At 68.0% G+C, this 25,492-nt stretch carries 24 protein-coding genes; 21 read left to right on the top strand and 3 right to left on the bottom strand.

Annotated features, from left to right (window positions below; translation table 11 throughout):
• Positions 1-9: 9 nt before the first annotated feature.
• Positions 10-429: a DUF4870 domain-containing protein gene (locus tag E3O39_RS18015; RefSeq protein ID WP_241975264.1), complete on the bottom strand. Its 420-nt coding sequence runs from the start codon at positions 427-429 to the stop codon at positions 10-12.
• A gap of 170 nt (positions 430-599) precedes the next feature.
• Here E3O39_RS18015 and hrcA point away from each other — a divergent pair, with 170 nt between their 5' ends.
• The 16 genes from hrcA to E3O39_RS17935 all read left to right on the top strand — a co-directional run bounded on the left by hrcA (position 600) and on the right by E3O39_RS17935 (position 18,677).
• Positions 600-1,613: a heat-inducible transcriptional repressor HrcA gene (gene hrcA / locus E3O39_RS18010; RefSeq protein ID WP_134446057.1), complete on the top strand. Its 1,014-nt coding sequence runs from the start codon at positions 600-602 to the stop codon at positions 1,611-1,613.
• Between the two features lie 62 nt (positions 1,614-1,675).
• Complete coding sequence (gene dnaJ, locus E3O39_RS18005; protein WP_134446056.1) at positions 1,676-2,788, top strand: molecular chaperone DnaJ; 1,113 nt, start codon at positions 1,676-1,678, stop codon at positions 2,786-2,788.
• Between the two features lie 4 nt (positions 2,789-2,792).
• Positions 2,793-3,575 (top strand): 16S rRNA (uracil(1498)-N(3))-methyltransferase, encoded by a 783-nt coding sequence (locus tag E3O39_RS18000; RefSeq protein WP_134446055.1) that lies wholly within the window; start codon positions 2,793-2,795, stop codon positions 3,573-3,575.
• A 36-nt stretch (positions 3,576-3,611) separates the two neighbouring features.
• On the top strand, positions 3,612-4,001 hold the full coding sequence (locus E3O39_RS17995) for an HIT domain-containing protein (protein WP_134446054.1): 390 nt from the start codon (positions 3,612-3,614) through the stop codon (positions 3,999-4,001).
• Between the two features lie 109 nt (positions 4,002-4,110).
• Entirely contained in the window at positions 4,111-5,127 is a 1,017-nt protein-coding gene (locus tag E3O39_RS17990) for a PhoH family protein (RefSeq protein WP_134446126.1), read from the top strand.
• Complete coding sequence (ybeY, locus tag E3O39_RS17985; protein WP_134446053.1) at positions 5,124-5,591, top strand: rRNA maturation RNase YbeY; 468 nt, start codon at positions 5,124-5,126, stop codon at positions 5,589-5,591. Before E3O39_RS17990 ends, ybeY begins: the two co-directional genes overlap by 4 nt.
• The gene (locus E3O39_RS17980; RefSeq protein WP_134446052.1) at positions 5,588-6,916 is read left to right on the top strand and encodes a hemolysin family protein; all 1,329 of its coding nucleotides are present in this window, start codon (positions 5,588-5,590) and stop codon (positions 6,914-6,916) included. The genes ybeY and E3O39_RS17980 overlap by 4 nt, the downstream gene beginning before the upstream one ends.
• Positions 6,900-7,802: a GTPase Era gene (gene era / locus E3O39_RS17975; protein ID WP_134446051.1), complete on the top strand. Its 903-nt coding sequence runs from the start codon at positions 6,900-6,902 to the stop codon at positions 7,800-7,802. Before E3O39_RS17980 ends, era begins: the two co-directional genes overlap by 17 nt.
• A 134-nt stretch (positions 7,803-7,936) precedes the next feature.
• The gene (locus E3O39_RS17970; RefSeq protein WP_134446050.1) at positions 7,937-9,199 is read left to right on the top strand and encodes an esterase family protein; all 1,263 of its coding nucleotides are present in this window, start codon (positions 7,937-7,939) and stop codon (positions 9,197-9,199) included.
• A 5-nt stretch (positions 9,200-9,204) separates the two neighbouring features.
• Positions 9,205-11,778, top strand: a complete 2,574-nt coding sequence (locus E3O39_RS17965; protein WP_134446049.1) for a bifunctional lysylphosphatidylglycerol flippase/synthetase MprF — start codon at positions 9,205-9,207, stop codon at positions 11,776-11,778.
• A 105-nt stretch (positions 11,779-11,883) separates the two neighbouring features.
• The gene (locus E3O39_RS17960; protein ID WP_134446048.1) at positions 11,884-13,179 is read left to right on the top strand and encodes a sensor histidine kinase; all 1,296 of its coding nucleotides are present in this window, start codon (positions 11,884-11,886) and stop codon (positions 13,177-13,179) included.
• On the top strand, positions 13,176-13,868 hold the full coding sequence (locus E3O39_RS17955) for a response regulator transcription factor (RefSeq protein ID WP_134446047.1): 693 nt from the start codon (positions 13,176-13,178) through the stop codon (positions 13,866-13,868). The genes E3O39_RS17960 and E3O39_RS17955 overlap by 4 nt, the downstream gene beginning before the upstream one ends.
• 100 nt (positions 13,869-13,968) lie before the next feature.
• Positions 13,969-14,730: an ABC transporter ATP-binding protein gene (locus E3O39_RS17950; protein WP_134446046.1), complete on the top strand. Its 762-nt coding sequence runs from the start codon at positions 13,969-13,971 to the stop codon at positions 14,728-14,730.
• Entirely contained in the window at positions 14,727-16,136 is a 1,410-nt protein-coding gene (locus E3O39_RS17945) for an ABC transporter permease (protein WP_134446045.1), read from the top strand. Before E3O39_RS17950 ends, E3O39_RS17945 begins: the two co-directional genes overlap by 4 nt.
• Positions 16,137-16,360: 224 nt before the next feature.
• Positions 16,361-18,133 carry a 2-isopropylmalate synthase gene (gene leuA, locus E3O39_RS17940; protein ID WP_134446044.1) on the top strand — a complete coding sequence of 591 codons (1,773 nt, stop codon included), beginning with the start codon at positions 16,361-16,363 and terminating at the stop codon, positions 18,131-18,133.
• 100 nt (positions 18,134-18,233) lie between these two features.
• The gene (locus E3O39_RS17935; RefSeq protein WP_166787234.1) at positions 18,234-18,677 is read left to right on the top strand and encodes a DUF2127 domain-containing protein; all 444 of its coding nucleotides are present in this window, start codon (positions 18,234-18,236) and stop codon (positions 18,675-18,677) included.
• Between the two features lie 165 nt (positions 18,678-18,842).
• Here the strand turns inward: E3O39_RS17935 and E3O39_RS17930 are convergent, their stop codons facing one another.
• Complete coding sequence (locus tag E3O39_RS17930; protein ID WP_198413475.1) at positions 18,843-19,577, bottom strand: hypothetical protein; 735 nt, start codon at positions 19,575-19,577, stop codon at positions 18,843-18,845.
• Between the two features lie 181 nt (positions 19,578-19,758).
• Positions 19,759-20,457, bottom strand: a complete 699-nt coding sequence (locus E3O39_RS17925; protein ID WP_134446042.1) for a trimeric intracellular cation channel family protein — start codon at positions 20,455-20,457, stop codon at positions 19,759-19,761.
• A 126-nt stretch (positions 20,458-20,583) separates the two neighbouring features.
• Between E3O39_RS17925 and recO the strand changes: the two genes are divergently transcribed.
• The 5 genes from recO to E3O39_RS17900 all read left to right on the top strand — a co-directional run bounded on the left by recO (position 20,584) and on the right by E3O39_RS17900 (position 25,486).
• Positions 20,584-21,306, top strand: coding sequence for a DNA repair protein RecO (gene recO / locus E3O39_RS17920; protein WP_134446041.1), 723 nt, complete (start codon positions 20,584-20,586; stop codon positions 21,304-21,306).
• Entirely contained in the window at positions 21,303-22,136 is an 834-nt protein-coding gene (locus E3O39_RS17915; RefSeq protein ID WP_134446040.1) for an isoprenyl transferase, read from the top strand. Before recO ends, E3O39_RS17915 begins: the two co-directional genes overlap by 4 nt.
• Positions 22,137-22,189: 53 nt before the next feature.
• Positions 22,190-22,873, top strand: coding sequence for a DsbA family protein (locus E3O39_RS17910; protein ID WP_134446039.1), 684 nt, complete (start codon positions 22,190-22,192; stop codon positions 22,871-22,873).
• Between the two features lie 185 nt (positions 22,874-23,058).
• Complete coding sequence (gene dusB, locus E3O39_RS19635; protein ID WP_134446038.1) at positions 23,059-24,246, top strand: tRNA dihydrouridine synthase DusB; 1,188 nt, start codon at positions 23,059-23,061, stop codon at positions 24,244-24,246.
• Positions 24,239-25,486: a deoxyguanosinetriphosphate triphosphohydrolase gene (locus tag E3O39_RS17900; RefSeq protein ID WP_241985130.1), complete on the top strand. Its 1,248-nt coding sequence runs from the start codon at positions 24,239-24,241 to the stop codon at positions 25,484-25,486. Before dusB ends, E3O39_RS17900 begins: the two co-directional genes overlap by 8 nt.
• The last annotated feature ends 6 nt before the right edge of the window (positions 25,487-25,492 follow it).

Here is a 25,492-nt window from a genome sequence, read left to right as displayed (position 1 = left end):
GTCGCCGCGCTACTTGATGAGACGCAGGGCGAAGGGGTAGCGGTAGGCCTGGCCGTCCTTCGCCTTCAGGAACCCGAGGATCGAGAAGATGATCGCCACGACCCAGGCGGCGAAGATGATCAGGGCACCGACGAACGGGAGGATCGAGCCGATCACGTAGAGGATGGCGATCGTGATCTGGAAGTTCAGGGCTTCCTTGCCTTCCTGGGCGGTGAAGCGACCGCGATCCTTGAACACGAGCCAGATGATCAGGGAGGGGAGCGGGCCGATGATGCCGCCGAGGTGCGCGAAGGACGCCCACTGGCGGTCCTCGGTCTCGGTGAGGGGAGCAGCGGCAACGGGTGTGGGTGCTGCCGGCTGGTATGGCTGCTGCGGGGGGCGCTGGCCCAGGTTCGGATCTTCGCCGTTGTTACCGGTTGAATTGCTCATCATCGTGCCTTTCCGTGCGGATGGAGGACCGTTACAAGACTCAAGGTACTGCGCCCAATCATCCGCTAGCAATGGGGGTGTCCCCGTGTGTCGCGATATGATTGGCAGTCAAACGCCGTGAGTGCCAAAGTCGCCGGCACCCAGTCACCCGGAAAGGAGGCGATTCAGTCATGGTTTCGGATCGCAGCCTCGAAGTTCTGCGGGTCATTGTTCAAGACTACGTCGCCTCGCGCGAGCCCGTCGGGTCAAAAACCATCGTTGACCGGCATTCCTTCGGAGTGTCGGCGGCGACCATTCGCAATGACATGGCTCTCCTCGAGGAGGAGGAGCTCATCATCGCCCCGCACACCTCCTCAGGGCGGATCCCGACCGACAAGGGGTACCGGCTCTTCGTCGATCACCTCGCCGATCTGCGCCCGCTCTCCGCGGCGCAGCGCCAGGCCATCGAGACGTTCCTCGGGCAGTCCGCAGACCTCGACGAGGTCCTCGCCCGCAGCGTCCGGTTGCTCTCCCAGCTCACCCATCAGGTCGCGCTCGTGCAGTACCCCTCGCTGTCCCGTGCGAGGGTGCGCCACATCGAGCTCGTGGCGCTTTCGGAGACCCGGCTCCTGTCCGTGCTGATCACGGATGCCGGCCGGGTCGAGCAACGCGTGATCGAGCTGCCCCGGCCGCTTGAGGAGCAGCTGCTGGTCCGCCTCCGCGCCCGTCTCAACGCCGCCGTGGTCGGCCTCAGCATGAGCGCAGCAGCGATCGCGCTCACGGATGCCGCCGACCTGGCCGGCGAGCAACCGGACGTTGTCTCCCTGGTCACCCTCACCCTTCGCGACCAGGTCGGTGCGAACCGGCAGGAGCGGCTGGTGATGGCCGGCGCCGCGAACCTCGTGCGCACGGAGGAAGACTTCACCGGGAGCATCTACCCGGTGCTCGAGGCCATCGAGGAGCAGGTCGTCCTGCTGCGCCTCTTCGGCGAGATGGCGACAGACCAGCATGGGGTGTCGGTGAGTATCGGCAGGGAGAACGCGCCATTCGGACTCTCCGAGACCAGCGTGCTGACCAGCGGCTACAGCTCGCAGGGTGGAGACCTTGCCCGCCTCGGCGTCCTGGGCCCCACCCGGATGGACTACTCGAACAACATGGCGGCCGTCCGTGCCGTCGCCCGCTACCTGTCCCGCCTGCTCGAATAGGCGAGTCCCTCGACCAGCCCCCACGCCGCACACCTACGAAAACAGACCTAGGAGAGCCAGCTTTGGCTGACCATTACGAAGTACTCGGCGTCGCACGCGATGCCTCCACCGACGAAATCAAGAAGGCGTACCGTCGCCTCGCCCGCCAGCTCCACCCCGACGTGAACCCCGGCGCGGATGCGTCTGAGCGGTTCAAGCACGTCACCCACGCCTACGACGTGCTGAGCGACCCGAAGCAGCGCGACAACTACGACCACGGCGGCAACGGCCGTACGGGCGGAAACGCCGGGTTCGACGGCAACTTCGGCAACTTCGGCGACATCTTCGAGACCTTCTTCGGAGGGGGCGGCGGCAGCCGTGGACCGAGGTCTCGCCGCGAACGCGGCCAGGATGCCCTGATCAGGGTCGAACTCGACCTCGATGAGATCATTTTCGGAACCCACCGCGACCTCGAGGTCGACACGGCCATCGTCTGCGCGACCTGCAGCGGAACCTGCTGCCAGCCCGGAACCGCCCCCGTCACGTGCGACATCTGCCACGGCACCGGCAACATCCAGCGCGCCGCGCGCTCCCTGCTGGGCAATGTGATGACCTCGAGCCCCTGCGGCTCCTGCCGCGGTTTCGGCACGATCATCGCAACCCCGTGCGTGACCTGCCAGGGCCAGGGCCGTGTCCGCGCCCGCCGCACGGTTCCGGTCGACATCCCCGCCGGCGTCGACACGGGCCTGCGCCTGCAGATGCCCGGGAGCGGAGAGGCCGGACCTGCCGGCGGCCCCAACGGCGACCTGTACCTCGAAATGAAGGTCCGCCACCACGACGTGTTCAGCCGCGACGGTGACGACCTGCTCTGCACCCTCGACGTGCCCATGACGGATGCGATCCTCGGCACGACCACAACGGTCAAGGCCCTCGACGGCGACATCACCGTCGAGATCCGTGCCGGAGTGCAGGGCTCCGAAGTCATCACGGTCAAGGACCGCGGAGTCTCGCGCCTCCGCGGCAATGGCCGCGGCGACCTCAAGGTCGGGATCCACGTCGTGACGCCGACCAAGCTCGACCACAAGGAGAGGGAACTGATCGAACAGTTCGCCGCGAAGCACAAGTCCCCGGCTCCCGCGCTCAGTGCGGTGCAGCAGGGACTCTTCGCGAAGCTCCGCGACCGGTTCCGCGTCTAACCGGATGGCGCACTTCTTCATCGACGAGTCCCTCCGCGCGGAGGACTGCCCCGTCGGAGCCGTCGCGACCATCACCGGTGCCGAGGCCAGACACGCGGTCACCGTGAGCCGGGTCCGGCCGGGGGAGCACCTGCTCGCCGGGAACGGGTCCGGTCTGCTCCTGGAGACGACCGTCGAGGAAGCGGAGCCCGGACGGCTGGCCCTGCGGGTCGACAGCGCGCGGAACATCGCGAGGCCGAGCCCGCGCATCCGCCTTGTGCAGGCACTCGCCAAGGGCGACCGTGACGAGATGGCGGTGCAGGCCGCGACCGAACTCGGCGTCGACGGCGTCGTTCCGTGGGCGGCCGCCCGCTCGGTGACACGCTGGGAGGGCCAGAAGGTCGCCAAGGGACGGGAGCGTTGGCGCGCCATCGTACGCGAGGCGTCCAAGCAATCGATCCGGCCCTGGCTTCCCGAGGTCGCAGACCTCACGAGCACCAAACAACTCGCCGTGCTGGCGCGGGGCACGCGGATGCTGCTCCTCGAGCCCACCGCCGACATCCGGCTGACCCGGTTGCCGTCGATTGACGACGCGGCCGACGCGGCCGACGCGGCCGATTCCCAGGCAACCGCGGCGCCGGACATCGTGCTCGTCGTCGGTCCGGAGGGCGGCATCGCCGCCTCGGAACTCGAGATGCTCGAAGCCGCCGGGGCCGTGCGGGTGCGCCTCGGCGACACCGTGCTGCGCACGTCGACGGCCGGGCCCGCCGCCCTCGCCGTGCTCAACGCCGCCCTCGACCGGTGGTGACCCCCGGCAGGGCGACCTGCCGCTTAAGATAGGACCATGTCAGAAACCGGCGCAGAACCCTCCGTCTTCAGCCGCATCGTCGCGCGCGACATCCCCGCGACCATCGTCGCCGAGACCGAACGCATCATCGCATTCGTCGACATCAACCCGCAGGCCCCCGTGCACATCGTCGTCACGACCAAGACGGAGGCGTACCGCAACGTCGTCGAACTCGCCGCCGGCGACCCCGGACTCCTTGCCGAGCTCGTCGCCGTCGCCGGGCGGGTCGCCACCGAGCTTTCCGACGGCCAGTTCCGCCTCGTCTTCAATACCGGCGCCGCCGCCGGACAAACCGTGTTCCACGTCCACGCCCACGTGCTCGCCCTGAAACCGTCGGAGGACGGGGCGACCAGCTCGCTCGGGGAGGGAACACTTGGTTCCGTCTGAGCCGTCTGAGCCGTCTGAGCCGTCGGAGAAGTCCGTGCCGTCCCTGCCCTCCGGTGCGCTCCCGTCCGAAACGACGGTCGAGACCCGGATCCTCATCGACGGGGTCGCCATGGTGCGCCTTCTCGGCGCGCAGGACCGGCTGCTCGGCGCGATCGAGAAGGAACACCCCGCGGTCAGCGTGCACGTCCGCGGCAACGAGATGACGCTCTCCGGTGAGCCGAGCCAGGTCGCCGCCGCCCGCCGTCTGATCGAAGAATTGCTCGTGATGATCCGCGAGGGCCGTGACCTCGCGCCGGCCGAGGTCGAGTCGAGCGCCCGCATGCTCGGCGAGGACAGCACCTCGAGCCCCTCCGTTCGCCTCGGGCCGCCGATCCTCACCTCACGGGGCAAGAGCATCCGCGCGAAGACGATCGGCCAGAAGGAATACGTCGATGCCATCGACACCGACACGATCGTTTTCGGGATCGGCCCCGCCGGAACCGGCAAGACCTACCTCGCGATGGCGAAGGCTGTCCAGGCCCTGCAGCGCAAGGAGGTCGACCGGATCATCCTCACCCGTCCGGCCGTCGAAGCGGGGGAACGCCTCGGCTTCCTGCCCGGCACCCTGACCGACAAGATCGACCCCTACCTGCGTCCGCTCTACGACGCGCTCGGCGAGATGATGGAGCCGGAACTCCTGCCGAAACTGCTCGCGGCCGGCACGATCGAGGTCGCCCCGCTCGCCTACATGCGCGGCCGCACCCTGAACAACTCCTTCGTCGTCCTCGACGAGGCGCAGAACACCACGCCGGAACAGATGAAGATGTTCCTCACCCGGCTCGGCTTCGGGTCGAAGATGGTCGTCACCGGCGACGTCACCCAGATCGACCTGCCCGCAGGCACGAGCGGGCTGCGCCTGGTGACCCGGGTGCTCGACACGGTCGACGACATCCGCTTCGTGCGCCTGACGAGCGCGGATGTCGTACGCCATTCCCTCGTCGGCAGGATCGTCGACGCGTGGACCGAATACGACGCACTCAGGCAGGCGCAGCGCATCGAAAGCGAACAGGCCCACGAGTTCGTCAAGCGCGGCCCAGAACGACCCGGCGGCATCCGCGACCGCTTTCCGAAACGGAGACCCTCATGAGCATTGAAATCAACAACGAATCCGACATCCCGGTCGACGAGGTCGCGCTCCAGCGCCTCGCGGCCTTCGCCCTCGACACCATGCACGTGCACGCCGACGCCGATCTCGCGATCCTCCTCGTCGACGAGGGCGCGATGGAGCAGCTGCACGTGCAGTGGATGGATGAACCGGGGCCCACCGATGTCCTGAGTTTCCCGATGGACGAACTCAGGCCTGGCACAGAAGACGCCGAAACACCGGCCGGCCTCCTCGGTGACATCGTGCTCTGCCCGCAGGTCGCCCAGGGCCAGGCCGAGACGGCCGGGCACTCGACCCTTGACGAGCTCCTCTTGCTGACCGCGCACGGGATCCTGCACCTTCTCGGCTTCGACCACGCGGAGCCCGACGAGGAGAAGGAAATGTTCGGGATCCAGCGCGACATCCTGATCGGCTTCGCCATGCAGGAACGCCGCCGCGCGCGATGAGCATCGGGTGGTTTCTCGTGGCGGCCATCGTCCTGGTCGCCTTCGGCGGCCTGATGGCCGCCGTCGATTCCGCCATCCTCGCCCTCTCCCGCGTCGACATCGCCGAGCTCGCCGAGACCCACCGGGCGAAACGGTCCCTCCGCGCGATCTCCGCAGACACCGGCGCCCACCTCAATGCGATCAGCTTCATGCGGATCATCGCAGAGACGACCTCCGCGGTGCTCGTGACCCTCGTCTTCGCCACCACGATCGAGCAGCTCTGGCTCGCCCTCGTGCTGTCCGCGGCCCTGATGACGGCCGTGTCGTTCGTTCTCGTGGGCGCGAGTCCGCGCAGCGTCGGCAGGGCGCACCCGGACGGGTTGCTGGCCGGGACCGCGCCGCTCGTGCACTTCCTGCGCGTACTGCTCGGGCCGATCGCGAACGCCCTCGTCGCCCTCGGCAACCGGGTCACCCCGGGGCGCACCCGGCTCGCGACCTTCACCTCGGAAGACCAGCTGCTCAGCATGGTCGACGAGGCCACCGAGCTCGACGTCCTCGAGGAGGACGACCGGGAACTCATCCACTCGATCTTCGAGTTCAACGACACCGTCGTCCGCGAGGTCATGATCCCGCGCACCGACATGGTGACGATGGAGGTCGATGCCTCCCTCGGCGAGGCGATGGGCCTCTTCCTGAGCAAGGGCTTCTCCCGAGTGCCCGTCATCGACGGCGAAGTCGACGATGTCACGGGCATCGTGTACCTCCGCGACGTCGCCCGGCTCGTCTACGAGCGACCGCCGAACATCGAGAGCCTCACCGTCGGCGACCTCGCCCGGCCCGCCGTGTTCGTCCCCGAGTCGAAGAAGGCCGACGAGCTCCTCCGGCAGATGCAGCTCGAGTCGAACCACCTCGCCATGGTCGTCGACGAGTATGGTGGCATAGCGGGCCTGGTCACGCTTGAAGACCTGATCGAAGAACTCGTCGGCGACATTTCCGACGAGTACGACCGTGATGTCGTCGAGGTCGAAGACCTCGGCCACGGCCGATTCCGGGTCAGCGCCCGGCTCCCGGTTGATGAACTCGGCGAACTGTTCGACCTCGAACTCGACGACGACGAGGTCGATTCGGTCGGCGGACTGCTGGCCAAGGCCCTCGGACGACTGCCCGTTGCCGGGTCGGTCGCACGAACGAGCGGGCTGGTCCTCACCGCGGAACGCACCGAGGGCCGCCGCAAACGGATCAGCACAGTGCTGGTCCAACGAGACGAAGCGCTGATCGAAGCGCAGACCGCATTCCTCGGAGTGACGGACGATGAGGGAGTAAACGGCCATGACCACAGAAAATGAATTCCGGGCGGGGTTCGTGTCGTTCGTCGGCCGACCCAACGTCGGCAAGTCGACCCTCACCAATGCCCTGGTCGGTGAGAAGGTCGCCATCACCTCGTCGAAGCCGCAGACGACCCGGCGGGCCATCCGCGGGATCGTGCACCAGAAGGACGGCCAGCTGATCCTCGTCGACACGCCGGGCATCCACAAGCCGCGGACCCTGCTCGGCGAGCGACTCAACAGCCTCGTCCAGTCCACCCTCGCCGGTGTCGACGTGGTGGGCCTGTGCATCCCCGCCAACGAGCCGATCGGCCCGGGGGACCGCTTCATCAACGAGCAGCTCGACAACTTCCCGCGCGCCCGCAAGGTCGCGATCGTGACCAAGATCGACCTCTCCTCGAAGACGAGCGTCGCGAACCAGCTGCTCGCGGTGTCCGCACTCCGGGACTGGGAAGCGATCGTCCCGATCTCGTCGACGAGCCGCATCCAGCTCGACATCCTCGCCGCCGAGCTCCTGCGCCTCCTGCCGCTCTCCGACGCCCCGCTCTACCCCGCGGATGCCGTCACGGACGAAAGCCTCGAATCGCGCATCTCCGAGTACATCCGTGAGGCGGCGCTCGAGGGCGTCACCGACGAACTGCCGCACTCCATCGCCGTGACGATCGACGACATCATCGAACGCGACGACCAGGAACTCGTCGAGGTCTACGCCAACCTCTTCGTCGAGCGGGACAGCCAGAAAGGCATCATCATCGGCAAGTCAGGCAGCCGGCTCAAGGACGTCGGGGTGCGGGCGCGCAAGCAGATCGAACCCCTCGTCGGCAAGCGGGTCTTCCTGTCCCTCCGGGTCAAGGTCGCCAAGGAATGGCAGCGCGACCCGAAGCAGCTCGGTCGCCTCGGGTTCTAGGGGTTCGCCGCCCTGAACCTTTGCTGGGGACGGGCAGGCCTGCCAGCATCCTTCCCTGAGCTATTGCTCAGAACCCGCGATTTGGCGGGAAGGCCGTCCCTCGGAGTGTGAGGGTAGGGAGGGAGGAAACCGAAATGGCCGCATTGCTTGACACCAGCATCGTTGCTGGGCCCGTCGTCGTGGTCCTCTACGTTCTTGCCGGACTCGCCGTCCTCCTCGTGCTCGTCCGCCGGTACAGCGGAATCGTCTTCTTCCGTGTCGCCGCGAGTCTCTCAGCAGGGGCGCTCTTCGGCTGGGTCCTCGCCTGGCTGACGAGCGATGTCTGGGACCTGTTCGGTGTGTCGCTGTCGATGGTGACCCGCGGCTGGGTCGTGGCCGTCTTCGCCGGGATCGGTCTCGCGATCAACAGCCTGACCGGCCGTGGCTGGCGGCGGGGCGTCGCGATCGCCCTGATTCCGCTCTGCCTCCTCGCCGCCGCGGCCGGCATCAACGCCGACTTCGGGCAGTACACCACGGTGCGCGCGGCACTCGGAGTTCCGCTCTACGGAGCACTCGACGTGGGCGCGACCGCCGCAACGGCGAGCAGCGTGGGGGAGACCGCGGGCAGCATCGGCACCGTCACGATTCCGGCAACCGTATCCGGCTTCGACGCCCGCCCGGCCATCGTGTACCTGCCGGCCGCCGCCCGCACGGCACATCCTCCCGTGCTCCCCGTCGTCGTGATGCTCTCCGGCCAGCCGGGAACACCGGCAGACGTCTTCACCGCAGGGAAACTCGACGCGATCCTCGACACGTACGCCGCCGCCCACGCCGGCCAGACGCCCATCGTCGTCGTCCCTGACCAGTTGGGGGCAGCGGACCGCAACCCCATGTGCGTCGACTCCGTGCTCGGCAACAGTGCCAGTTACCTCACTGTCGACGTGCCCGCCTGGATCCGGTCCACCTTCTCGGTCGCCGCAAGCCCCGCCGGGTGGACCATTGCGGGGTTCTCCCAGGGCGGCACCTGTTCCATCCAGCTCGGCGCCGCGCACCCGGAGCTCTTCGGCACCATTCTCGACATCTCAGGCGAGCTCGTGCCCAGGAACGGGGATGCCGCCCACACGATCCAGACCGCGTTCGCCGGCAGTGCCACCGCTTACGCGGCCGCCGCGCCGGCCGCGATCCTCGCTGCGCACGCCCCCTATTCCAACCTGCACATCATCTTCGCCGTCGGGGCAGGTGACACGCGTTTCCTGGCCTGGGCGAACACCCTCGACGCCGCGGCGACCGCGGCCGGCGCAGGCACGGACCTGATCGTCTCGCCAGGGACCGCGCACGACTGGCACACCGTGCAGTTCGCCTGGACGACCGCTTTGCCGCTGATCGCGGCCCGCACCGGACTCGCGGTGACCCCGTGAACGCCATGTCGACGTCCACCGAAGGCTCCCACGGTGCCGGCGGAACAGCCGAAACCGGGTGGCTCTCCCGGGCCGGAGCCGGTCTCGCCGTGACCATCCGGGTCGTCTGGCGACGGCTCAGGACACAGCCGGTGTCCCTCGGCTACGCGCTCATCCTGCTCGTCCTCGCACTCTCGACGGGCATCGTCCAGGGGCCGTCGCGGTGGATCCGGCTCTGGTTCGGGACCGGATACGAGTCGGTCATCGACGGCGGGCACTGGTGGTCGCCGATCACGAGCGTGTTCCTCGTGGACAATCTCGCGGAACTCCTGCTCGCGATCCTCGCGACCCTCGTGGTCCTCGGCTATGCCGAGCATCTCCTCGGCAGTGGCCGAACGGTCATCGCCTTCCTGTCGACGGCCATCCTCGGCACCGGGATCGGTCTCCTGCTCCAGGACGCGGGTGTCGCGAGCGGAGAGATGTGGTCACGGGGCGTCAGCGAACTCTGGGCGCTCGACCCGTTCACGCCGATCTTCGGCACGATCATGGCGGCGAGCAGCTTCGCAGGGCCGCTCTGGCGGCGACGCATTCGCGTATTCACCCTGATGGTTGCCCTAGTGCTCGTGCTCTACTCCGGCCAGCCCTCAGACGTGTACCGCCTTCTCGGGGCCCTCGCCGGTCTCGCGCTCGGGGCCGTCTTCCGGCCCCGGCGGATCGACCTGACCTGGCGCCGCAGTTCGCACCGCGAGACGCGGACACTCCTCGCGTCCGTGCTCGGCATCCTCGCCGTCGGCCCGGTCATCACGATCTTCTCCGGAACGCGCTTCGGCCTCCTCGCTCCGCTCGGACTCCTGCTCACCCAGGGCGTGCCCTCCGTCACCGATGTCGTGGACCGGTGCCTCCTGGGCGATATCACCCGGCAGTGCGTGCACGAACTAACCCTCGAGAGGGTCGCCGGCGTGGGGCCGGTGCTCGTCTCGCTGCTGCCGCTCCTCACCCTTCTTGTCGCCGCCTTCGGAGTCCTGCGGGGCAGACGATTCGCGGCCTGGCTCGCGATCGTCGTGAACACCGGCATGGCCGTTCTCGGCGCCTGGTACTACGGCCTCCTGCCGATCTCCGGCCAGCCGTACGTCTGGCACTGGCGCTCCTTCCAGTACTGGGAGGTCGCCGTCGTGCTCGTCGTGTCGGTGCTGGTTCCGCTTGCAACTGCCGTGCTGATCATCGTGAACCTGCGTCGCTTCCCCGTGCGCAGCAGGCCGGGCAGGCTCCGCCGCTTCTTCGTGACGACCGTGGTCTCCTTCTTCGGCCTCGCGGCCGTGTACGTCATCGGGGGACTCGCGCTCAGCGACCGGTTCACCCCCGCCGTGAACCTCGTGGACCTCGTCAGCGACGTGCCGGAGCGGTTCATTCCCGTCGGATTCCTCCGACTCGAACGACTCTCCTTCCTGCCGACCGACTGGGCGTCGACCTTGCTCTACCAGTGGGTCGGACCGGTGTTCTGGGCGATCGTCATCATCGGGGCGATCCAGTGCATGCGCAGCACCGTCGCCGGCGGCCGGAGCGACGACGCGGCCCGGCTGCGGGCCATCCTCAGCAGGGGCGGTGGAGGCTCCCTCGCATACATGACCACGTGGGAGGGGAACTCACTGTGGTTCAACGCTTCCGGATCGACCGCGATCGCGTATCGCGTGGAGGCCGGCGTCGCCATCACCACGACGGAGCCGGTCGGACCCGTCGAAGACGCCGCGCGGGCGATCGCCGACTTCGCCATCATGTGCGACGACCACGGCTGGGTCCCGGTCTTCTACAGCCTGCACGGCAGCTGGCAGGCGACCTTCGCCCGGATGGGCTGGCAGACCATGGGGATCGGCGAAGAGACGATCCTGAGGCCCCGGACCTGGGACACAACCGGGAAGAAGTGGCAGGACATCCGCTCGTCGATCAACCGGGCGGAACGTGCCGGAGTGCGCGCGGAATGGACGACGTACCGCGCGCTTCCCGTGCTCGAGAACGTGCAGATCTCCGAGATTTCCGAGCTCTGGGTGCAGGAGAAGGAACTCCCCGAACTGGGCTTCACCCTCGGCGGACTCGACGAGCTCCGTGACCCCGCGGTCCGGCTCATGCTGGCGATCGACGAAGGCCAGGTCGTGCACGCGGTGACGAGCTGGCTCCCGAGCTACCGGGACGGGAAGGTGATCGGCTGGACGCTCGACTTCATGCGGCGGCGCCCGGACAGCATGAACGGCGTGATGGAATTCCTGATCGCGCAGACCGCCCGGCAGATGAGCGAACAGCCGGAAATCGAATTCCTGAGCCTCTCGGCGGCCCCGCTCGCCCAGACCGGCGCGGGCGACGGAGACAACCGGGCGTCGAGCCTCGCCTCCCGGTTCATCGACTTCCTCGGGCGCAGCCTGGAGCCCGTCTACGGGTTCCGTTCGCTCCTCGCCTTCAAACGGAAGTTCCAGCCCGAATTCCACCCGCTCTTCATGGCCTACCCCGACCCGGTCGCCCTTCCTGCGATCGGGCTCGCACTTGCACGCGCGTATCTGCCGGCTCTCTCCGTGCGGGAAGCCCTTGCTTTCGCCAGGAGCCTGACCTGACCTGACCTGCCGGGACTACATCGCTCGGAGGATTTCCGGTTCACTCAGGGATGACGTTCCTGCGGCGCCCCCTGGCGGTCCGGCACGGGGTCGTAGGCTGGGAGGATGGTCGAGCCGGGAGTGTCCACGCGTGTCGCACGGTACCGCTGGATCCGTGTGATTCCCCGTCGTTCGCTCGCCCTCGACATCGTCATCGCCGGCCTCTTCTTCCTGCTCCTTCTCCTGGTCGACTCGGGCAGCCCCGCGACCGTCCTCGTCCTGGTCGGGTTCGCTGCGGCGCTCGCGGTGCGCCGGTTCTCGCCAGCCCTGGCCCTCACCCTCGCCTGGCTGGCCGCGACCGGACAGATGCTCGCGGGCGAGCCGGTGCTTGGCGGTGACGTGGCCGTCCTGGCCGTGCTCTACGTCACGGCGGCCTATGCCGGACCGGCCACGCGCAGGGCCGGCCTGATCTCGGTCGCTGTCGGCGCGCTGGTGGCCGGGGTCTACCTCGCGGTCGCACAACGCGGCGTGGGACACCTCGGCACAGCGCTCGCGCAGGGGGACATCGGCGCCCTGGTCTGGTCGACGGCGATGCTGACCTTTGTCAGCCTGGCCGTTCTCGGCCTCTCCTGGACCCTGGGTCTGCTGAAGCGCTCCCGGCAGGCCGCAAGGGACAGCAGATTCACCCAGTACCGCGCCGAGCAGGAGCAGCGCCAGGCCCAGCGTGCCGTGGTCGTCGAACAGGAGCGCAACCGCATCGCCAGGGACATGCACGACGTCGTCGCACACTCGCTTGCCGTGGTGATCGCCCAGGCCGACGGCGCCCGTTACTCGAGGGCGCAGAACCCGGACGCCGTCGACGAGGCGCTCATCACCATTTCCACAACCGCACGGGAGGCCCTCGGAGATGTCCGGATCCTGCTCGCCCGGCTGCGGCAGGACGTGGTCAGCGGACCGCAACCCGTGCTCGCCGACCTCGACCGCCTCGTCGAGCAGATGCGCGGCACGGGACTCGACATCCACTGGACGACGACCGGCACGCCGGCCACGCTCGGCTCCGGCGCCCAGCTCGCCGTCTACCGGATCGTGCAGGAGGCGCTCACCAACGCACTCCGGCACGGTGACACCAGCCGGACCGTGGCTCTCCGACTCGACTGGACGACCGACTGGGTCGCGGTGACGATCGACAATGCCCTCCGGATCGCGCCGTCCACCGTGGCCCCAGGGGTGGCCGGCGTCGGGGAGACGCACGCGGTGGAGATCGGCCACGGCCTGCCCGGCATGCGGGAACGGGCGCTCCTCGCCGGCGGTTCGCTGACCGCAGAGCCCGACGAAGGGTACTTCCGCGTCGCGGCACACCTGCCGGCCATCATGGCGGGGCCCGTCGTGCGTCCGGTCCAGGCCACGGACGTGCGTGCATGAGCGAGGTCGCGGCGGCGGACGCCCCGCGCATCCGTGTCGCCCTGGTCGACGACCAGGCGCTCTTCCGTGCCGGGATCCGGATGCTGGTATCTTCGCAGGCCGACCTCGAGTTCGTCGGCGAGGCGGGCAGCGGCGCCGCTGGCGTCACCATGGCGGCCGCAGTCAGTCCGGACGTGATCCTGATGGACATCCGGATGCCCGTGATGGACGGGATCGACGCGACCGTCGCCATTCTGGCCGCGGCCGAGGCTGCCGGCGTGATGCCGCCGCGCATCGTCGTCCTCACGACCTTCGAACTCGACGAAAGCGCGAGCAGGGCTATCCGGGGCGGGGCGAGCGGCTTCCTGCTCAAGGATGCGGATCCCGAGTTCCTGCTGGCCGCAATCCGTACCGTGCACGCGGGCAACGCCGTCATCGCAGCATCGGCGACCCGCGAACTCTTCGCCCACTTCGACGCGCCGGCCCCCGCGCAGCCGGTGGAACCCGAGGCCTTCGGCACACTGACCAGCCGCGAACGCGACATCTTCGCCCTTGCTGCCCTGGGCCTCAGCAACGCGGAGATCGCGGCGCGTGAATTCCTCAGCGAGGCCACCGTCAAGACGCACATCAGCCGTATCCTCTCCAAGCTCATCCTCCGCGACCGGGTTCAGCTCGTCGTGTATGCCTTCCAGCACGGCCTCACGGAGTAACGAGCGGATGACCCGGTCCGGCCGGTAGTCATCCCCTCGGCATCCGGGATACCTCTGCTGCCCGATGCGGTGAGGGGGGAGCGATTCCTAGCGTTGAAGCATGGAAATCACATCTGCAGAACTCGGCCTCGCGGCCAGAGTCACCAACCTCTGTAAAACCTATGGATCAGCCACCACCTCGGTAACGGCGCTCGACGACGTGTCCATCGGCATCCGTCGTGGCCAGTTCACGGCGATCATGGGACCGAGCGGCTCGGGCAAGTCCACCCTGATGCACATCATGGCGGGACTGGACGAGGCAGGCTCCGGTCGGGTTTGGCTCGGTGATACCGAGATCACCGGCCTGGGCGACTCGGAACTGACGGTCCTGCGCCGCCGCCGGATCGGCTTCATCTTCCAGTCGTTCAACCTCGTCCCGACGCTGGACGTGCGGGGGAACATCACCCTGCCGTTCGCGCTCGACGGGCGGCGGCCGGATGCGGCGGAGAAGGACTGGATCGATCAGCTCACCGACTCCCTCGGCCTCGGCGACCGGCTCAGGCACCGTCCGCACGAGCTGTCCGGTGGCCAGCAACAGCGAGTGGCCATCGCGCGGGCCCTGGCCACCAGGCCCGAGCTGGTCTTCGCCGACGAGCCGACCGGGAACCTCGACTCCCGGAGCGGGCGCGAAGTGCTCACCCTGCTCAAGGCGGCGAGCACCGGCTACGGCCAGAGCATCGCCATGGTCACCCACGACCCCATCGCGGCCAGCTTCGCCGATCGCATCCTCTTCCTCGCGGACGGCAGGGTCGTCGAAGACCGGGAACGGTCCACCGCCGAAGAGATCTCCGGCATCATGCTCGGCATGGAGCAGTGCGCATGAGCGGCAGCGAAACCGCCAGCGCCACCGGGCACGCCGGCCGTGGTGCGAGCCTGCTCGTGGCGGCGCTCGCATCGGCCTTCGGGGTGCTGCTCCTGGAAACGACGAGCGTGCTCGCCACCGTCGTGAGTGGCAATGACGTGTCCCGCATTGCAGCGGTCCGTGCAGCCCTCTCGATCGTCGCATTCCTGTTCATCACGATTGCGGTGTACGTGAGTGCGATCGTGACCACCAACACGGTGGCCACCGTCATCGCCGGTCGGACCCGCACGATCGCGCTCATGCGCCTGATCGGGTCGAGCGCGGGTGACCAGCGCCGCGCCGTGGCCCTCGACGGGCTGAAGGTGGGGCTCGCCGGAGCCGTGCTGGGCGCCGCCGCCGGCATCCTGCTGAGTTTCGCCGGTGTCCGGCTTGCCTTCGGCGCCGGGCTGATCCCGGATCTCGGCTACCGTCTCCTCGAGCCCTTGCTCGCCTTGCCCGTCGTCATCGTCGTGTTGTCCACCTGGTGCGCAGCGTGGGTCGGGTCTCGCCGGGTCCTCACCGTGAGCCCGATGCAGGCTGTCGGCGCAGCACAGGAGCGCACGCTCGAAGAGTCGGCTCGGCGCCCGGGCCGCAATGCCTTCGCGATCGTGCTGATGGCCACGGGCGTACTGTTTCTCGCCGGGGGAGTCTGGGCCGGGCAGGTCACGGAGTACGGCGTGCTGCTGGGACTTGCCGGCGGCCTGCTCTCGTTCACCGGCCTTGTGCTCGGGTCGCATCTGATCATGCCGCCCATGTTGAGCCTGGTCGGCCGGTTCCTGGGCGGCAGCGCGCCGGCCCGGCTTGCTGTCGCGAACGCCAGTCAACACCCGGAGCGCAGTGCCCGCACCACTATCGGACTGGTCATCGGGGTGACGCTCATCACCATGTTCGCCGTCGCGGGATCGACCTTCGAAACCATGATGCAGCCGCTGATGGACGACCCGGTGACGCGTGCGGCCGTCTCCGAGACGGTGTCGACCAGCCTCGCCGTGATCTCCGTGCTCGTGGGCTTCAGCGCCCTGATCGCCGCAGTCGGCATGATCAACAACCTGGCACTGAGCGTGCTGCAGCGTTCTCGCGAGATCGGCCTGCTCAGGGCCCTCGGTTTCACCGGCAGGCAGGTTCGCGCGATGATCCTCGCCGAAAGCGTGCAGATGACCGTGGCGGCCGTCACCCTCGGCCTGGTGCTCGGGGTCGCATACGGGTGGGCGGCGGCACAATCACTGTTCGGATCCGTCACCCATGCCGGTCTGGTGGCGCCGTCGATTCCGTGGCTCCTCGTCACCCTCTGCGTGGTCGGTACCGCCGTGCTCACCGTCGGGGCGACGATCCTGCCCGCTCGTCGGGCGGTGTCACTGGCGCCGATTGCGGCCCTCGCCGCCGGGTGAGACCGGTGGTCCTGCGACGGATGCCGCGCCCGCGACGGGAGCGCGGCATCCGTCGACCGCCGCTTCAGACTCTTCTCAGGATGCCGGCCGGAAATCGGTGTTAGCATTCCCTTGTGTTGTTCGGTCAGCTCCTCCTTCGCTGCCGCGACGAGTCCTAATCTGAGGCCTCCCTCGTCGCGGCGTTTGTTGTTGGCTATCCCAACCCCAGCGAGGAGATCACGATCATGAGAAACAACCAGTCCGCATCGACGATGCCGATCCACAAGTACCGTCCGTACCACGAGCAGTTCGCGGTCGACCTGCCCGATCGCACCTGGCCCTCGAAGCACATCGAAGTCGCACCGCGCTGGTGCGCCGTCGACCTGCGTGACGGCAACCAGGCGCTGATCGACCCGATGAGCCCTGAGCGCAAGCGCATCATGTTCGACATGCTCGTGCGCATGGGTTACAAGGAGATCGAGGTCGGCTTCCCGTCGGCCAGCCAGACCGACTTCGATTTCGTGCGCAGCCTCATCGACGAGGATGCCATCCCGGACGACGTCACGATCCAGGTGCTCACCCAGGCGAGGGAACACCTGATCCGGCGCACCTACGAATCGATCGCCGGCGCCAAGCAGGCCATCGTGCACCTCTACAACTCCACGAGCGTGCTGCAGCGCGAGGTCGTCTTCCGCGAGGACAAGCAGGGCATCATCGACATCGCCCTCTTCGGCGCACGCACCTGCCGCGCTCTCGAAGCGACCGTCCCCGGCACGACGATCTACTACGAGTACTCCCCGGAGAGCTACACCGGCACCGAACTCGAATTCGCGGTCGATGTCTGCAACCAGGTCATCGCCGTCCTCGAGCCGACCCCGGAGCGGAAGGTCATCATCAACCTGCCTGCGACCGTCGAAATGGCCAGTCCCAACGTCTACGCCGACTCGATCGAGTGGATGTCCCGGCACCTCGACCAGCGTGAGAACGTCCTGATCTCCCTGCACCCGCACAACGACCGCGGCACCGCGATCGCGGCGGCGGAGCTCGGCTACCTCGCCGGCGCAGACCGGATCGAAGGCTGCCTCTTCGGCAACGGCGAACGGACCGGCAACGTCGACCTCGTCGCCCTCGGCATCAACCTGTTCACCCAGGGCATCGACCCGCAGATCGACTTCGGCAACATCGACGAGGTCAAGCGCACCGCCGAATACTGCAACCAGCTGCCCGTTCCCGAACGCAGTCCCTGGGCAGGAGACCTCGTCTTCACCGCCTTCAGCGGGTCGCACCAGGACGCCATCAAGAAGGGCTTTGAAGCCATGGCGGCGGATGCCGCGGCGCAGGGCCGATCCGTCGACGAACTCCAGTGGGCGGTTCCCTACCTGCCGGTGGACCCGAAGGACCTCGGTCGCAGCTACGAAGCCGTGATCCGGGTCAACTCGCAGTCCGGCAAGGGCGGCGTCGCTTACCTGCTCAAGACCGACCACTCCCTCGACCTGCCCCGCAAGCTCCAGATCGAGTTTTCCGGGGTCGTCCAGTCCAAGACGGATGCCGAGGGCGGCGAGGTCACGAGCGAGCAGATCTGGGAGATCTTCAACGACGAGTACCTGCCGAGTTCCAGTGGGCAGCCCGACGACAAGTGGGGCCGGTTCGAACTGTTCTCCACGCGGACCTCGAGCGATCTGGGCGGCCGTGTCGACCTCACGGTCGACCTCCGGGACGACGACGGAGTCGAGCGCGTCGAGGGGGCCGGCAATGGTCCGATCGCCGCGTTCCTGGGAATCATGGCCGAGCGCGGCATCGCGATCACGCTCTACGACTACGTCGAACACGCCATGTCCGCCGGCGGAGACGCCCTGGCTGCGTCCTACGTCGAACTCGACGTCAACGGCCGGCGCTACTGGGGTGTCGGCATCGACGCCGATATCTCGACCGCCTCGCTGAAGGCCGTCGTCTCCGCGGTCAACCGCGGCATCCGTGCGGTGGCAGGCGACCTCGCCCTGGCGGGTGTTCCGGCCTAGGAACCGGCTCGATCAGCGGGAAGGCAGGTATCCGGTGGCCTCGACTCCCACTGAGTCCCGACGTTCTCGGACGGTCACGGATCGCCTCTATTCCGTCGGAGTGGGCATCAAGGGCATCGACGGCGTGATCGAACTCGCCGCCGGACTCGTGTTGTGGGTGTCACCCGCCTTCGTCCACGCCCTGCTCGCGGGAGTAGCGGGCGAGGCGGGGGAGGGCGACTCCTCCGCCATGCGCTTCCTGGCGCAGTACGTAGCCCGGCTGGATTCCGAGCTTGCCGCAACGGGAGCCGGCTTCCTGATCGCCTTCCTCATCACCCACGGAGCCGTGAAGGTGGCTCTCGTCTACTGCCTCCTGCGCAAATGGCACCGGGCCTATCCGTACGCGCTGGGGATCCTGATCGCCTTCCTCGGCTACCAGCTCTACGCCTTCGTCCTCCGCCCCACAGTGGGCATGGCCGTCATCACCGCGCTCGATGCCGCAATCGTCGTTCTCGTCTACCGCGAATACCGTGAACTCAATCCGCGAACCGCCCGGCAGGTCTGATTCTCAGCGCCCCTGGACGATAGCGCCCCTTGACGATACGGATCCATGGGATGTGAGTCGGGGCATGCGAATCGGGGCGATCCGCCCAACGGCGGATCGCTCCGATCGCTGTGGTTTCTTAACTGCGTTCAACTGCACATCCGAAGGGCTGGTTTCCTTCCGGATTCAGCTGTGAACACGCACCCCTGCGGGACGTGTCTCGGCCGGTCGCTCGACTACCGACGTCGCCATCTGCGCCGGCTGCGTCGAAACAAGCACACGCGTCGCATCGTCGATCACCCCGGACAGCAACTCGAACAGGCGGTCGTCGGGATTCGGGGTGCATGCCTCAGCAATACCCTGAACCGAGACCCGGATGATCGTCTCCGCCGTGCGATCGGTGAACTTGGTACGCGACCATGCCCCCATGGAGGAGATGAACTCGCGCGCCCACCGCTCGGTCTCCGGCGCCGCGTCGAACGCGGTGCGGATACGGGCCTCGAGTCCTTCGGGCAACTCGCCATCGAGCCCCTCCAGCTGGCGCTCGCAATTCAGGATCCCGACGGCAAGCGCACGCTGGTGATCCGAGCTGCTCACGGGAAGCGCCGCGGTCGCGGCCCTGACCGCGATCAGTAGCCGCACCCGGGGGTTGTCGCCCTTGAGGCCGATGACCGACGGGATCAGGGGCACCAGGCGGGCCCGGGAACTGTCCGAGGTGCAGTCGTTGACCATGCGGGCGAGGGAGGCGACCAGGGGGTGCGTGCACGCCGGATGGTCACTCCACGCTTCGCCTGCGAGGTAGGACGCGAACTCCATGAAGCAGGCACCGGAGCGCGGCGTGCGGTGTTTGCCGCGGGACAGGACCGGCATCAGGCTGGGCACCGGCATCGGATCGGGCGAGTTGCCCTTCAGCATATTCATGGATCCTCCAGACAAGTGAGTACTCCTCACTAGTGTCTCCCCGCGGGCCCACAAATGCGAGAGGGAATCCCGCCGATTTCTCCGTCCCTCCCACGCCGTCTGGGTGGGCCCAACTCCCGCACATTCCCGCCCTGCAGCTGCGGTGCCGCGGAATTCCGAGCTCCGGACCTGGTCGGGGGATTCAGTCGTGGGTGCGACGGCGGCGGAGCGTTGCGGGGCGCACGCGACGCCGCCAACGCGGCCAGCTGCCGATCGCACGCTGTTCTGGCAGGCTCCAGCCGTACCGGGCCGCGAGGATCCGCATCACCGTGGTCACGATCACGCAGGCGATCGCGGCGATGGTGATGTCCACGTGCAGTTCGAAAAGCACGACGAGGAGCGCGCTACCGAATCCGGCAGCCATGGCGTAGAACGAACCGACGTGCATGACGGCGATCGGAACGTTGAGCATCATGTCCCGGAGCGCCGAGCCGCCGACGGCCGTGATCACGCCCACGAACAGCGACGGAATCTCCGGGAGGCCGTGCGCGAGCGCCTTGCTCGTCCCGAGAGCGGCGAACAGGCCGATCGTCACAGCGTCGAGCGCGATGATGAACGGGCCGAGGCGGTTGAAGAGGCTCTGCAACAGCATGCCCAGGAGAGCGGATCCGCCTGCGATCGGCAGGTACCAGTTGCTCTGCAGGGCAGCGGGCACCCCGCCGAGCAGGATATCGCGCAGGAGTCCGCCGCCGAGGCCGACAGTGACACCGATGATCGCAATGCCGAGCAGGTCGAAGCGGCGATCGGTGAATCGCCCGGCGAACATGGCCCCCTGGATCGCGCCGATGGCGACCGCCGTCAGGTCGATCCAGAGCGGGATCGTGAACAGGATGGGAGGCACCCTCCAATGAAACCATCCGCCGCGGGGTTTCCTGACCGTCGACAGGCGCGTGGAGGCAGGAACCGCTCGACCGGCGCGTCGGCCGGGACCGGACCCACAAAGCCCGCTCGGGTGGGAGAATAGGACGTGCCTGTTTACCGTGATGAAGCCGTCGTGCTGCGCACCCACAAACTGGGTGAAGCCGACCGGATCGTCACCATGCTCACCCGCCAGCACGGCAAGGTCCGTGCCGTCGCCAAAGGCGTCCGCCGCACGGCCTCCAAATTCGGGGCCAGGCTCGAACCGTTCATGGTGGCGGATGTGCAGCTCTACGAGGGCCGCAGTCTCGACATCGTCACCCAGGCCGAGTCGATCGGCTCATACGGCGCCCTGATCTCCGGCGACTACGCCAGTTACACCGCGGCGAGCGCCATGGTCGAGACCGCAGACAAGCTCACGGAGGCCGAGGGGTCCCTGCAGCAGTACCTGCTCCTGGTCGGGGCCCTGCGCTCCCTCTCCCGGATGGAACACGGCGCGAGCCTCACCCTCGACTCCTACCTGCTGCGTGCCCTGTCGATGGCCGGCTGGGCGCCGAGCTTCCAGGGCTGCGCGCGCTGCGGCGCACTCGGCGATCACTCCGCGCTCGTCGTGCAAGTCGGCGGAATCGTCTGCGACGACTGCGCGGCCCCCGGGTCGCCCCGGCTGGACAAGGCGACCATCCTGCTCCTCGGCTCCCTGCTCGCCGGGGACTGGGACCAGGCCGAATCCATGCCAGAGCAGACCAGGAACCAGGCCAACGGAGTCGTCGCCGCATACACGCAGTGGCACCTCGGCCGGGGCCTCCGATCCTTGGAGCACGTCAGTCGATGACCCCGAAGCCCAGCTCGCTGAATCCCTTCGCCCCGAAGCCGTTCACGCACAAGGACGCCATGCCGTTCCGACCGCTCGACTGGACCGGCCAGTACCCGCCGGCGCTGCCGGCGAAGGTCGTTCCCGAGCACGTCGCGATCGTCATGGACGGCAACGGCCGCTGGGCGAACGCGCGCGGACTCCCGCGGGTCGAAGGCCACAAGGCCGGCGAGGCCGCGCTCCTCGACGTCGTCGCCGGCGCCATCCAGATCGGCGTCAAGCACCTGAGTGTCTACGCCTTCTCGACGGAGAACTGGAAACGTTCCCCTGACGAGGTCCGCTTCCTGATGGGCTTCAACAGGGACGTGCTGCACCGGCGCCGCGACCAGCTCAACGACTGGGGCGTGCGCGTGCGCTGGGCTGGCCGCAAGCCGCGCCTGTGGGCATCCGTCATCAACGAACTGCAGTACGCCGAGCGCCTCACGGCGGGCAACACCGGACTCACCCTGACGATGTGCGTCAACTACGGCGGGCGCACCGAGATCACGGATGCCGTCCGCGCGCTGGCCGAGGAGGTCGCCGCCGGCCGGTTGAAGCCTTCCGGAATCACCGAGAAGGCGATCCAGCGCCAGCTCTACACGGCAGACCTCCCGGACGTCGACCTTTTCGTGCGGAGCTCGGGGGAGCAGCGCACGAGCAACTTCCTGCTCTGGCAGAGCGCATACGCCGAGATGGTCTTCCTCGACACCCTCTGGCCTGACTTCGGCAGGGCGGAGCTGTGGCATGCCATCGAGCTCTTCGCCGCCCGCAACCGCCGCTACGGCGGGGCGGTCGACACCCCAAGCGTTTGATCCACTCACGCGGCAGGGGGAATAGATCGGGGGACCGGCGGCTTGGACCGGGTGTGAGCGAAACTATCAAGGTCGACATCTGGTCCGACGTGCAGTGCCCCTGGTGCTACATCGGAAAGCGCAAGTTCGAGGCAGGGGCCGCCCTCTTCGACGGCTCGGTCGAGGTCGAATACCACAGCTTCGAGCTGGCCCCCGATACCCCGGTCGACTTCGCCGGCAGTCCCATCGATTACCTGAGCGAGCGCAAGGGTATCCCCGTCGCCCAGGTCACCGAGATGCTCGCCCGCGTGACTGGAATCGCTGAGAGCGTCGGCCTGCACTACGACTACGACTCGGTGCACCAGACCAACACCGTCATCTCCCACGAGCTGCTGCACTACGCCAAGGCCCACGGTCGCCAGCTCGACATGAAGGAACGCCTGCTCAAGGCCTACTTCGTCGACGGAAGGCACGTCGGTCGCATCGAAGACCTCGCGGACCTCGCCGCCGAAATCGGACTCGACCGAGCGGATGTCGTCCGCGCGTTGACCGCCCACGACTATCTCGCCGACGTGAAGGCGGACGTAGCCCAGGCAAATGCCTACGGAATCCAGGGCGTCCCGTTCTTCGTGATCGACGGGAAGTACGGCATCTCCGGGGCCCAGGACCCCGAGGCCTTCGCCGGCGCACTCCGCCAGGCCCAGGCCGACCAGAACGAGGCCGCAGGAACGACCGCAGCAGCAGGGGAGGACCGTTGATGACCGATGCCAGCGCCGTCCCCGTCGCCGCGGCCCCGGCACCGCGCGTCACCCCGTTCATCCAGCTCCTCGGCCAGTCCGGCGCCGGGAGCTGCGAGGGCGATTCCTGCGGAATCTAGGCCTCGATCGGTGCGGGTCGCTCCTACGGGTCAGCAGGGCCGCCCGCATCTGGGAGAATTGAACCAATGACTCCTGAACTCACCGCTTCGCGCACGGACCCGTCGCCGGTCCCCGCGCTGCGGATCGGCCCGCTCACGCTCGACGTGCCCGTCGTCCTCGCACCGATGGCCGGCATCACCAACACCGCGTTCCGCCGGCTCTGCCGGGAATTCGGCGCCGGGCTCTATGTGAGTGAAATGATCACCTCGCGCGCGCTCGTCGAGCGCACCCCGGGCTCGATGCGCCTCATCGACCACCACGAGAGTGAGACCACCCGCTCCATCCAGCTTTACGGGGTCGACCCGAAGACCATCGGCGAAGCTGTCACGATGCTCGTCTCCGAGGACCGCGCAGACCACATCGACCTCAACTTCGGCTGCCCGGTCCCCAAGGTGACGCGCAAGGGCGGCGGAGCCGCCCTGCCCTGGAAGCTCGGCCTCTTTCGGAGCATCGTCGAGGCCGCGGTGAACGCGGCAGGCGCCGTTCCGGTCACGATCAAGATGCGCAAGGGCATCGACTCCGACCACCTCACCTACCTCGAGGCAGCGAGGGCAGCAGAAGGCGCCGGCGTTTCCGCCATAGCACTGCACGCGCGCACGGCGTCCGACTACTATTCCGGGCAGGCGGACTGGACGGCGATCGCGACCCTCAAGCAGGCCATCACGAGTGTCCCCGTGCTCGGCAACGGCGACATCTGGTCGGCCCAGGACGCGGTTCGCATGGTCGCGGAAACCGGCTGCGACGGCGTCGTCGTCGGCCGAGGCTGCCTCGGCCGGCCCTGGCTGTTCGGCGATCTCGCGGCGGCCTTCGGTCCGGCAGAGGGTGCCGGGGCCGCACTCATCCAGCCGAACCTCGGCGTCGTGGCAGACACCTTCCGTCGGCATGCCGAACTGCTCACCGAATTCTTCGACAGCGAGGAACGTGCCTGCCGCGACCTGCGCAAGCACGTGGCCTGGTACTTCAAGGGCTACTCGGTCGGCGGCGAACTGCGGGCCAGCCTTGCCTCCGTGGTCTCCCTCGCCCAGCTCGACGACCTTCTCGGCACCCTCGACCCGACCCAGGAGTACCCGGGCATCGGCGCGGAGGGTCCCCGCGGCCGGGCAGGCAGCCCCAAGAAGACCAGCCTGCCCGAGCACTGGCTCGACTCGCAGGAACTCGTCGGCTCCGAACGCGCCCGGCTCACCGAGGGCGAAGGGGACACCAGCGGTGGCTAACCGATCGGGGTACACAAGCTTCGACGAGGAACGCTACTTCCCGGAGGAACACAGCTCACGCCGCAGCGACTTCGCGCGCGACCGCGCCCGGCTGCTGCACTCGAGCGCCCTCCGCCGCCTCGCCGCAAAGACCCAGGTGCTGAGCCCGACCGCCGGACTCGATTTCGCCAGGAACCGGCTCACCCACTCCCTCGAGGTCGCGCAGATCGGACGCGAGCTCGCCCAACGCCTCGGCCTCGACCCCGACGTCGTCGACACTGCCTGCCTCGCGCACGACATCGGGCATCCTCCGTTCGGCCACAACGGCGAGAAGGCGCTCAACGCCTGGTCCCTCGACATCGGCGGGTTCGAGGGCAACGCCCAGACGCTGCGCCTGCTCACCCGGCTCGAACCGAAGGTCTTCGGCCCCGACGGCCGCAGCTACGGGCTCAACCTCACCCGCGCGAGCCTCGACGCGAGCTGCAAGTACCCGTGGCCCGCCGGCGAATCCGTGTCCGACCCGAGCAGCCGCGCCAAATTCGGGTACTACCCCGATGACCTGCCCGCTTTCGCGTGGATGCGCACCGACGCCCCCGACCGGATGCTGTGCATCGAAGCCGAGGTCATGGACCTCTCCGACGACATCGCGTACTCCGTGCACGACTTCGAGGATGCCGTCGTCAACGGCTACCTCGACCTCGCCGCCCTGAACGGCCGCGCGAGCACCGAGCTCGTCTCCTCGATGCACGCCTGGATCGGCGGCGCCGTCTCCCACGCCGACCTCGCGGCGGCATACGACCGCCTCGGCGCCCTCGACTCCTGGCTGCGCGGCTGGACGGCAGGGCGGCGTGACCAGGGTCGGCTCAAGAACCTGACGAGCCAGCTCATCGGTCGTTTCTCCGGAGCAGCCGTCTATGCCACCCGCCAGGCCTACCCGGCCGAGCGCATCGCGCGCTTCGGCGCCCACGTCGTGGTGCCGCCGAATATCGCAGCCGAGATCGCCGTGCTCAAGGGCGTCGTCGCTGCATTCGTGATGTCGAAGAACACCCGGCAGCCGATCTACCAGCAGCAGCGCCAGGTCCTGACGCTGCTCGCCGACCGGTTGCTCGCCACCGGCGACGAACACCTCGCCGCCGGCTCGAAGGAAGACTTCCACGCCGCCGCGGACGATGCCGCCCGCAAGCGCGTCGTCGTCGACCAGGTCGCGAGCCTCACCGACCAGTCCGCGCTCGCGTGGTACGAACGCCTGATCCAGAACTGAGCCTGT

It is taken from the genome of Cryobacterium sp. MDB2-A-1 (genome assembly GCF_004402675.1).
In the GTDB taxonomy this organism is placed as follows: Bacteria; Actinomycetota; Actinomycetes; order Actinomycetales; family Microbacteriaceae; genus Cryobacterium; species Cryobacterium glucosi.
This window is presented reverse-complemented; position numbering and strand designations above follow the sequence as displayed.

What these genes read in the sequence shown, in the direction of transcription:
- E3O39_RS18015 (WP_241975264.1), bottom strand. Translation starts at nt 429, where the DNA reads ATGAGCAATTCAACCGGTAACAACGGCGAAGATCCGAACCTGGGCCAG.
- hrcA (WP_134446057.1), top strand. Translation starts at nt 600, where the DNA reads ATGGTTTCGGATCGCAGCCTCGAAGTTCTGCGGGTCATTGTTCAAGAC.
- E3O39_RS18000 (WP_134446055.1), top strand. Translation starts at nt 2,793, where the DNA reads ATGGCGCACTTCTTCATCGACGAGTCCCTCCGCGCGGAGGACTGCCCC.
- E3O39_RS17995 (WP_134446054.1), top strand. Translation starts at nt 3,612, where the DNA reads ATGTCAGAAACCGGCGCAGAACCCTCCGTCTTCAGCCGCATCGTCGCG.
- E3O39_RS17990 (WP_134446126.1), top strand. Translation starts at nt 4,111, where the DNA reads ATGGTGCGCCTTCTCGGCGCGCAGGACCGGCTGCTCGGCGCGATCGAG.
- ybeY (WP_134446053.1), top strand. Translation starts at nt 5,124, where the DNA reads ATGAGCATTGAAATCAACAACGAATCCGACATCCCGGTCGACGAGGTC.
- E3O39_RS17980 (WP_134446052.1), top strand. Translation starts at nt 5,588, where the DNA reads ATGAGCATCGGGTGGTTTCTCGTGGCGGCCATCGTCCTGGTCGCCTTC.
- era (WP_134446051.1), top strand. Translation starts at nt 6,900, where the DNA reads ATGACCACAGAAAATGAATTCCGGGCGGGGTTCGTGTCGTTCGTCGGC.
- E3O39_RS17970 (WP_134446050.1), top strand. Translation starts at nt 7,937, where the DNA reads ATGGCCGCATTGCTTGACACCAGCATCGTTGCTGGGCCCGTCGTCGTG.
- E3O39_RS17965 (WP_134446049.1), top strand. Translation starts at nt 9,205, where the DNA reads ATGTCGACGTCCACCGAAGGCTCCCACGGTGCCGGCGGAACAGCCGAA.
- E3O39_RS17960 (WP_134446048.1), top strand. Translation starts at nt 11,884, where the DNA reads ATGGTCGAGCCGGGAGTGTCCACGCGTGTCGCACGGTACCGCTGGATC.
- E3O39_RS17955 (WP_134446047.1), top strand. Translation starts at nt 13,176, where the DNA reads ATGAGCGAGGTCGCGGCGGCGGACGCCCCGCGCATCCGTGTCGCCCTG.
- E3O39_RS17950 (WP_134446046.1), top strand. Translation starts at nt 13,969, where the DNA reads ATGGAAATCACATCTGCAGAACTCGGCCTCGCGGCCAGAGTCACCAAC.
- E3O39_RS17945 (WP_134446045.1), top strand. Translation starts at nt 14,727, where the DNA reads ATGAGCGGCAGCGAAACCGCCAGCGCCACCGGGCACGCCGGCCGTGGT.
- leuA (WP_134446044.1), top strand. Translation starts at nt 16,361, where the DNA reads ATGAGAAACAACCAGTCCGCATCGACGATGCCGATCCACAAGTACCGT.
- E3O39_RS17930 (WP_198413475.1), bottom strand. Translation starts at nt 19,577, where the DNA reads ATGAATATGCTGAAGGGCAACTCGCCCGATCCGATGCCGGTGCCCAGC.
- E3O39_RS17915 (WP_134446040.1), top strand. Translation starts at nt 21,303, where the DNA reads ATGACCCCGAAGCCCAGCTCGCTGAATCCCTTCGCCCCGAAGCCGTTC.
- dusB (WP_134446038.1), top strand. Translation starts at nt 23,059, where the DNA reads ATGACTCCTGAACTCACCGCTTCGCGCACGGACCCGTCGCCGGTCCCC.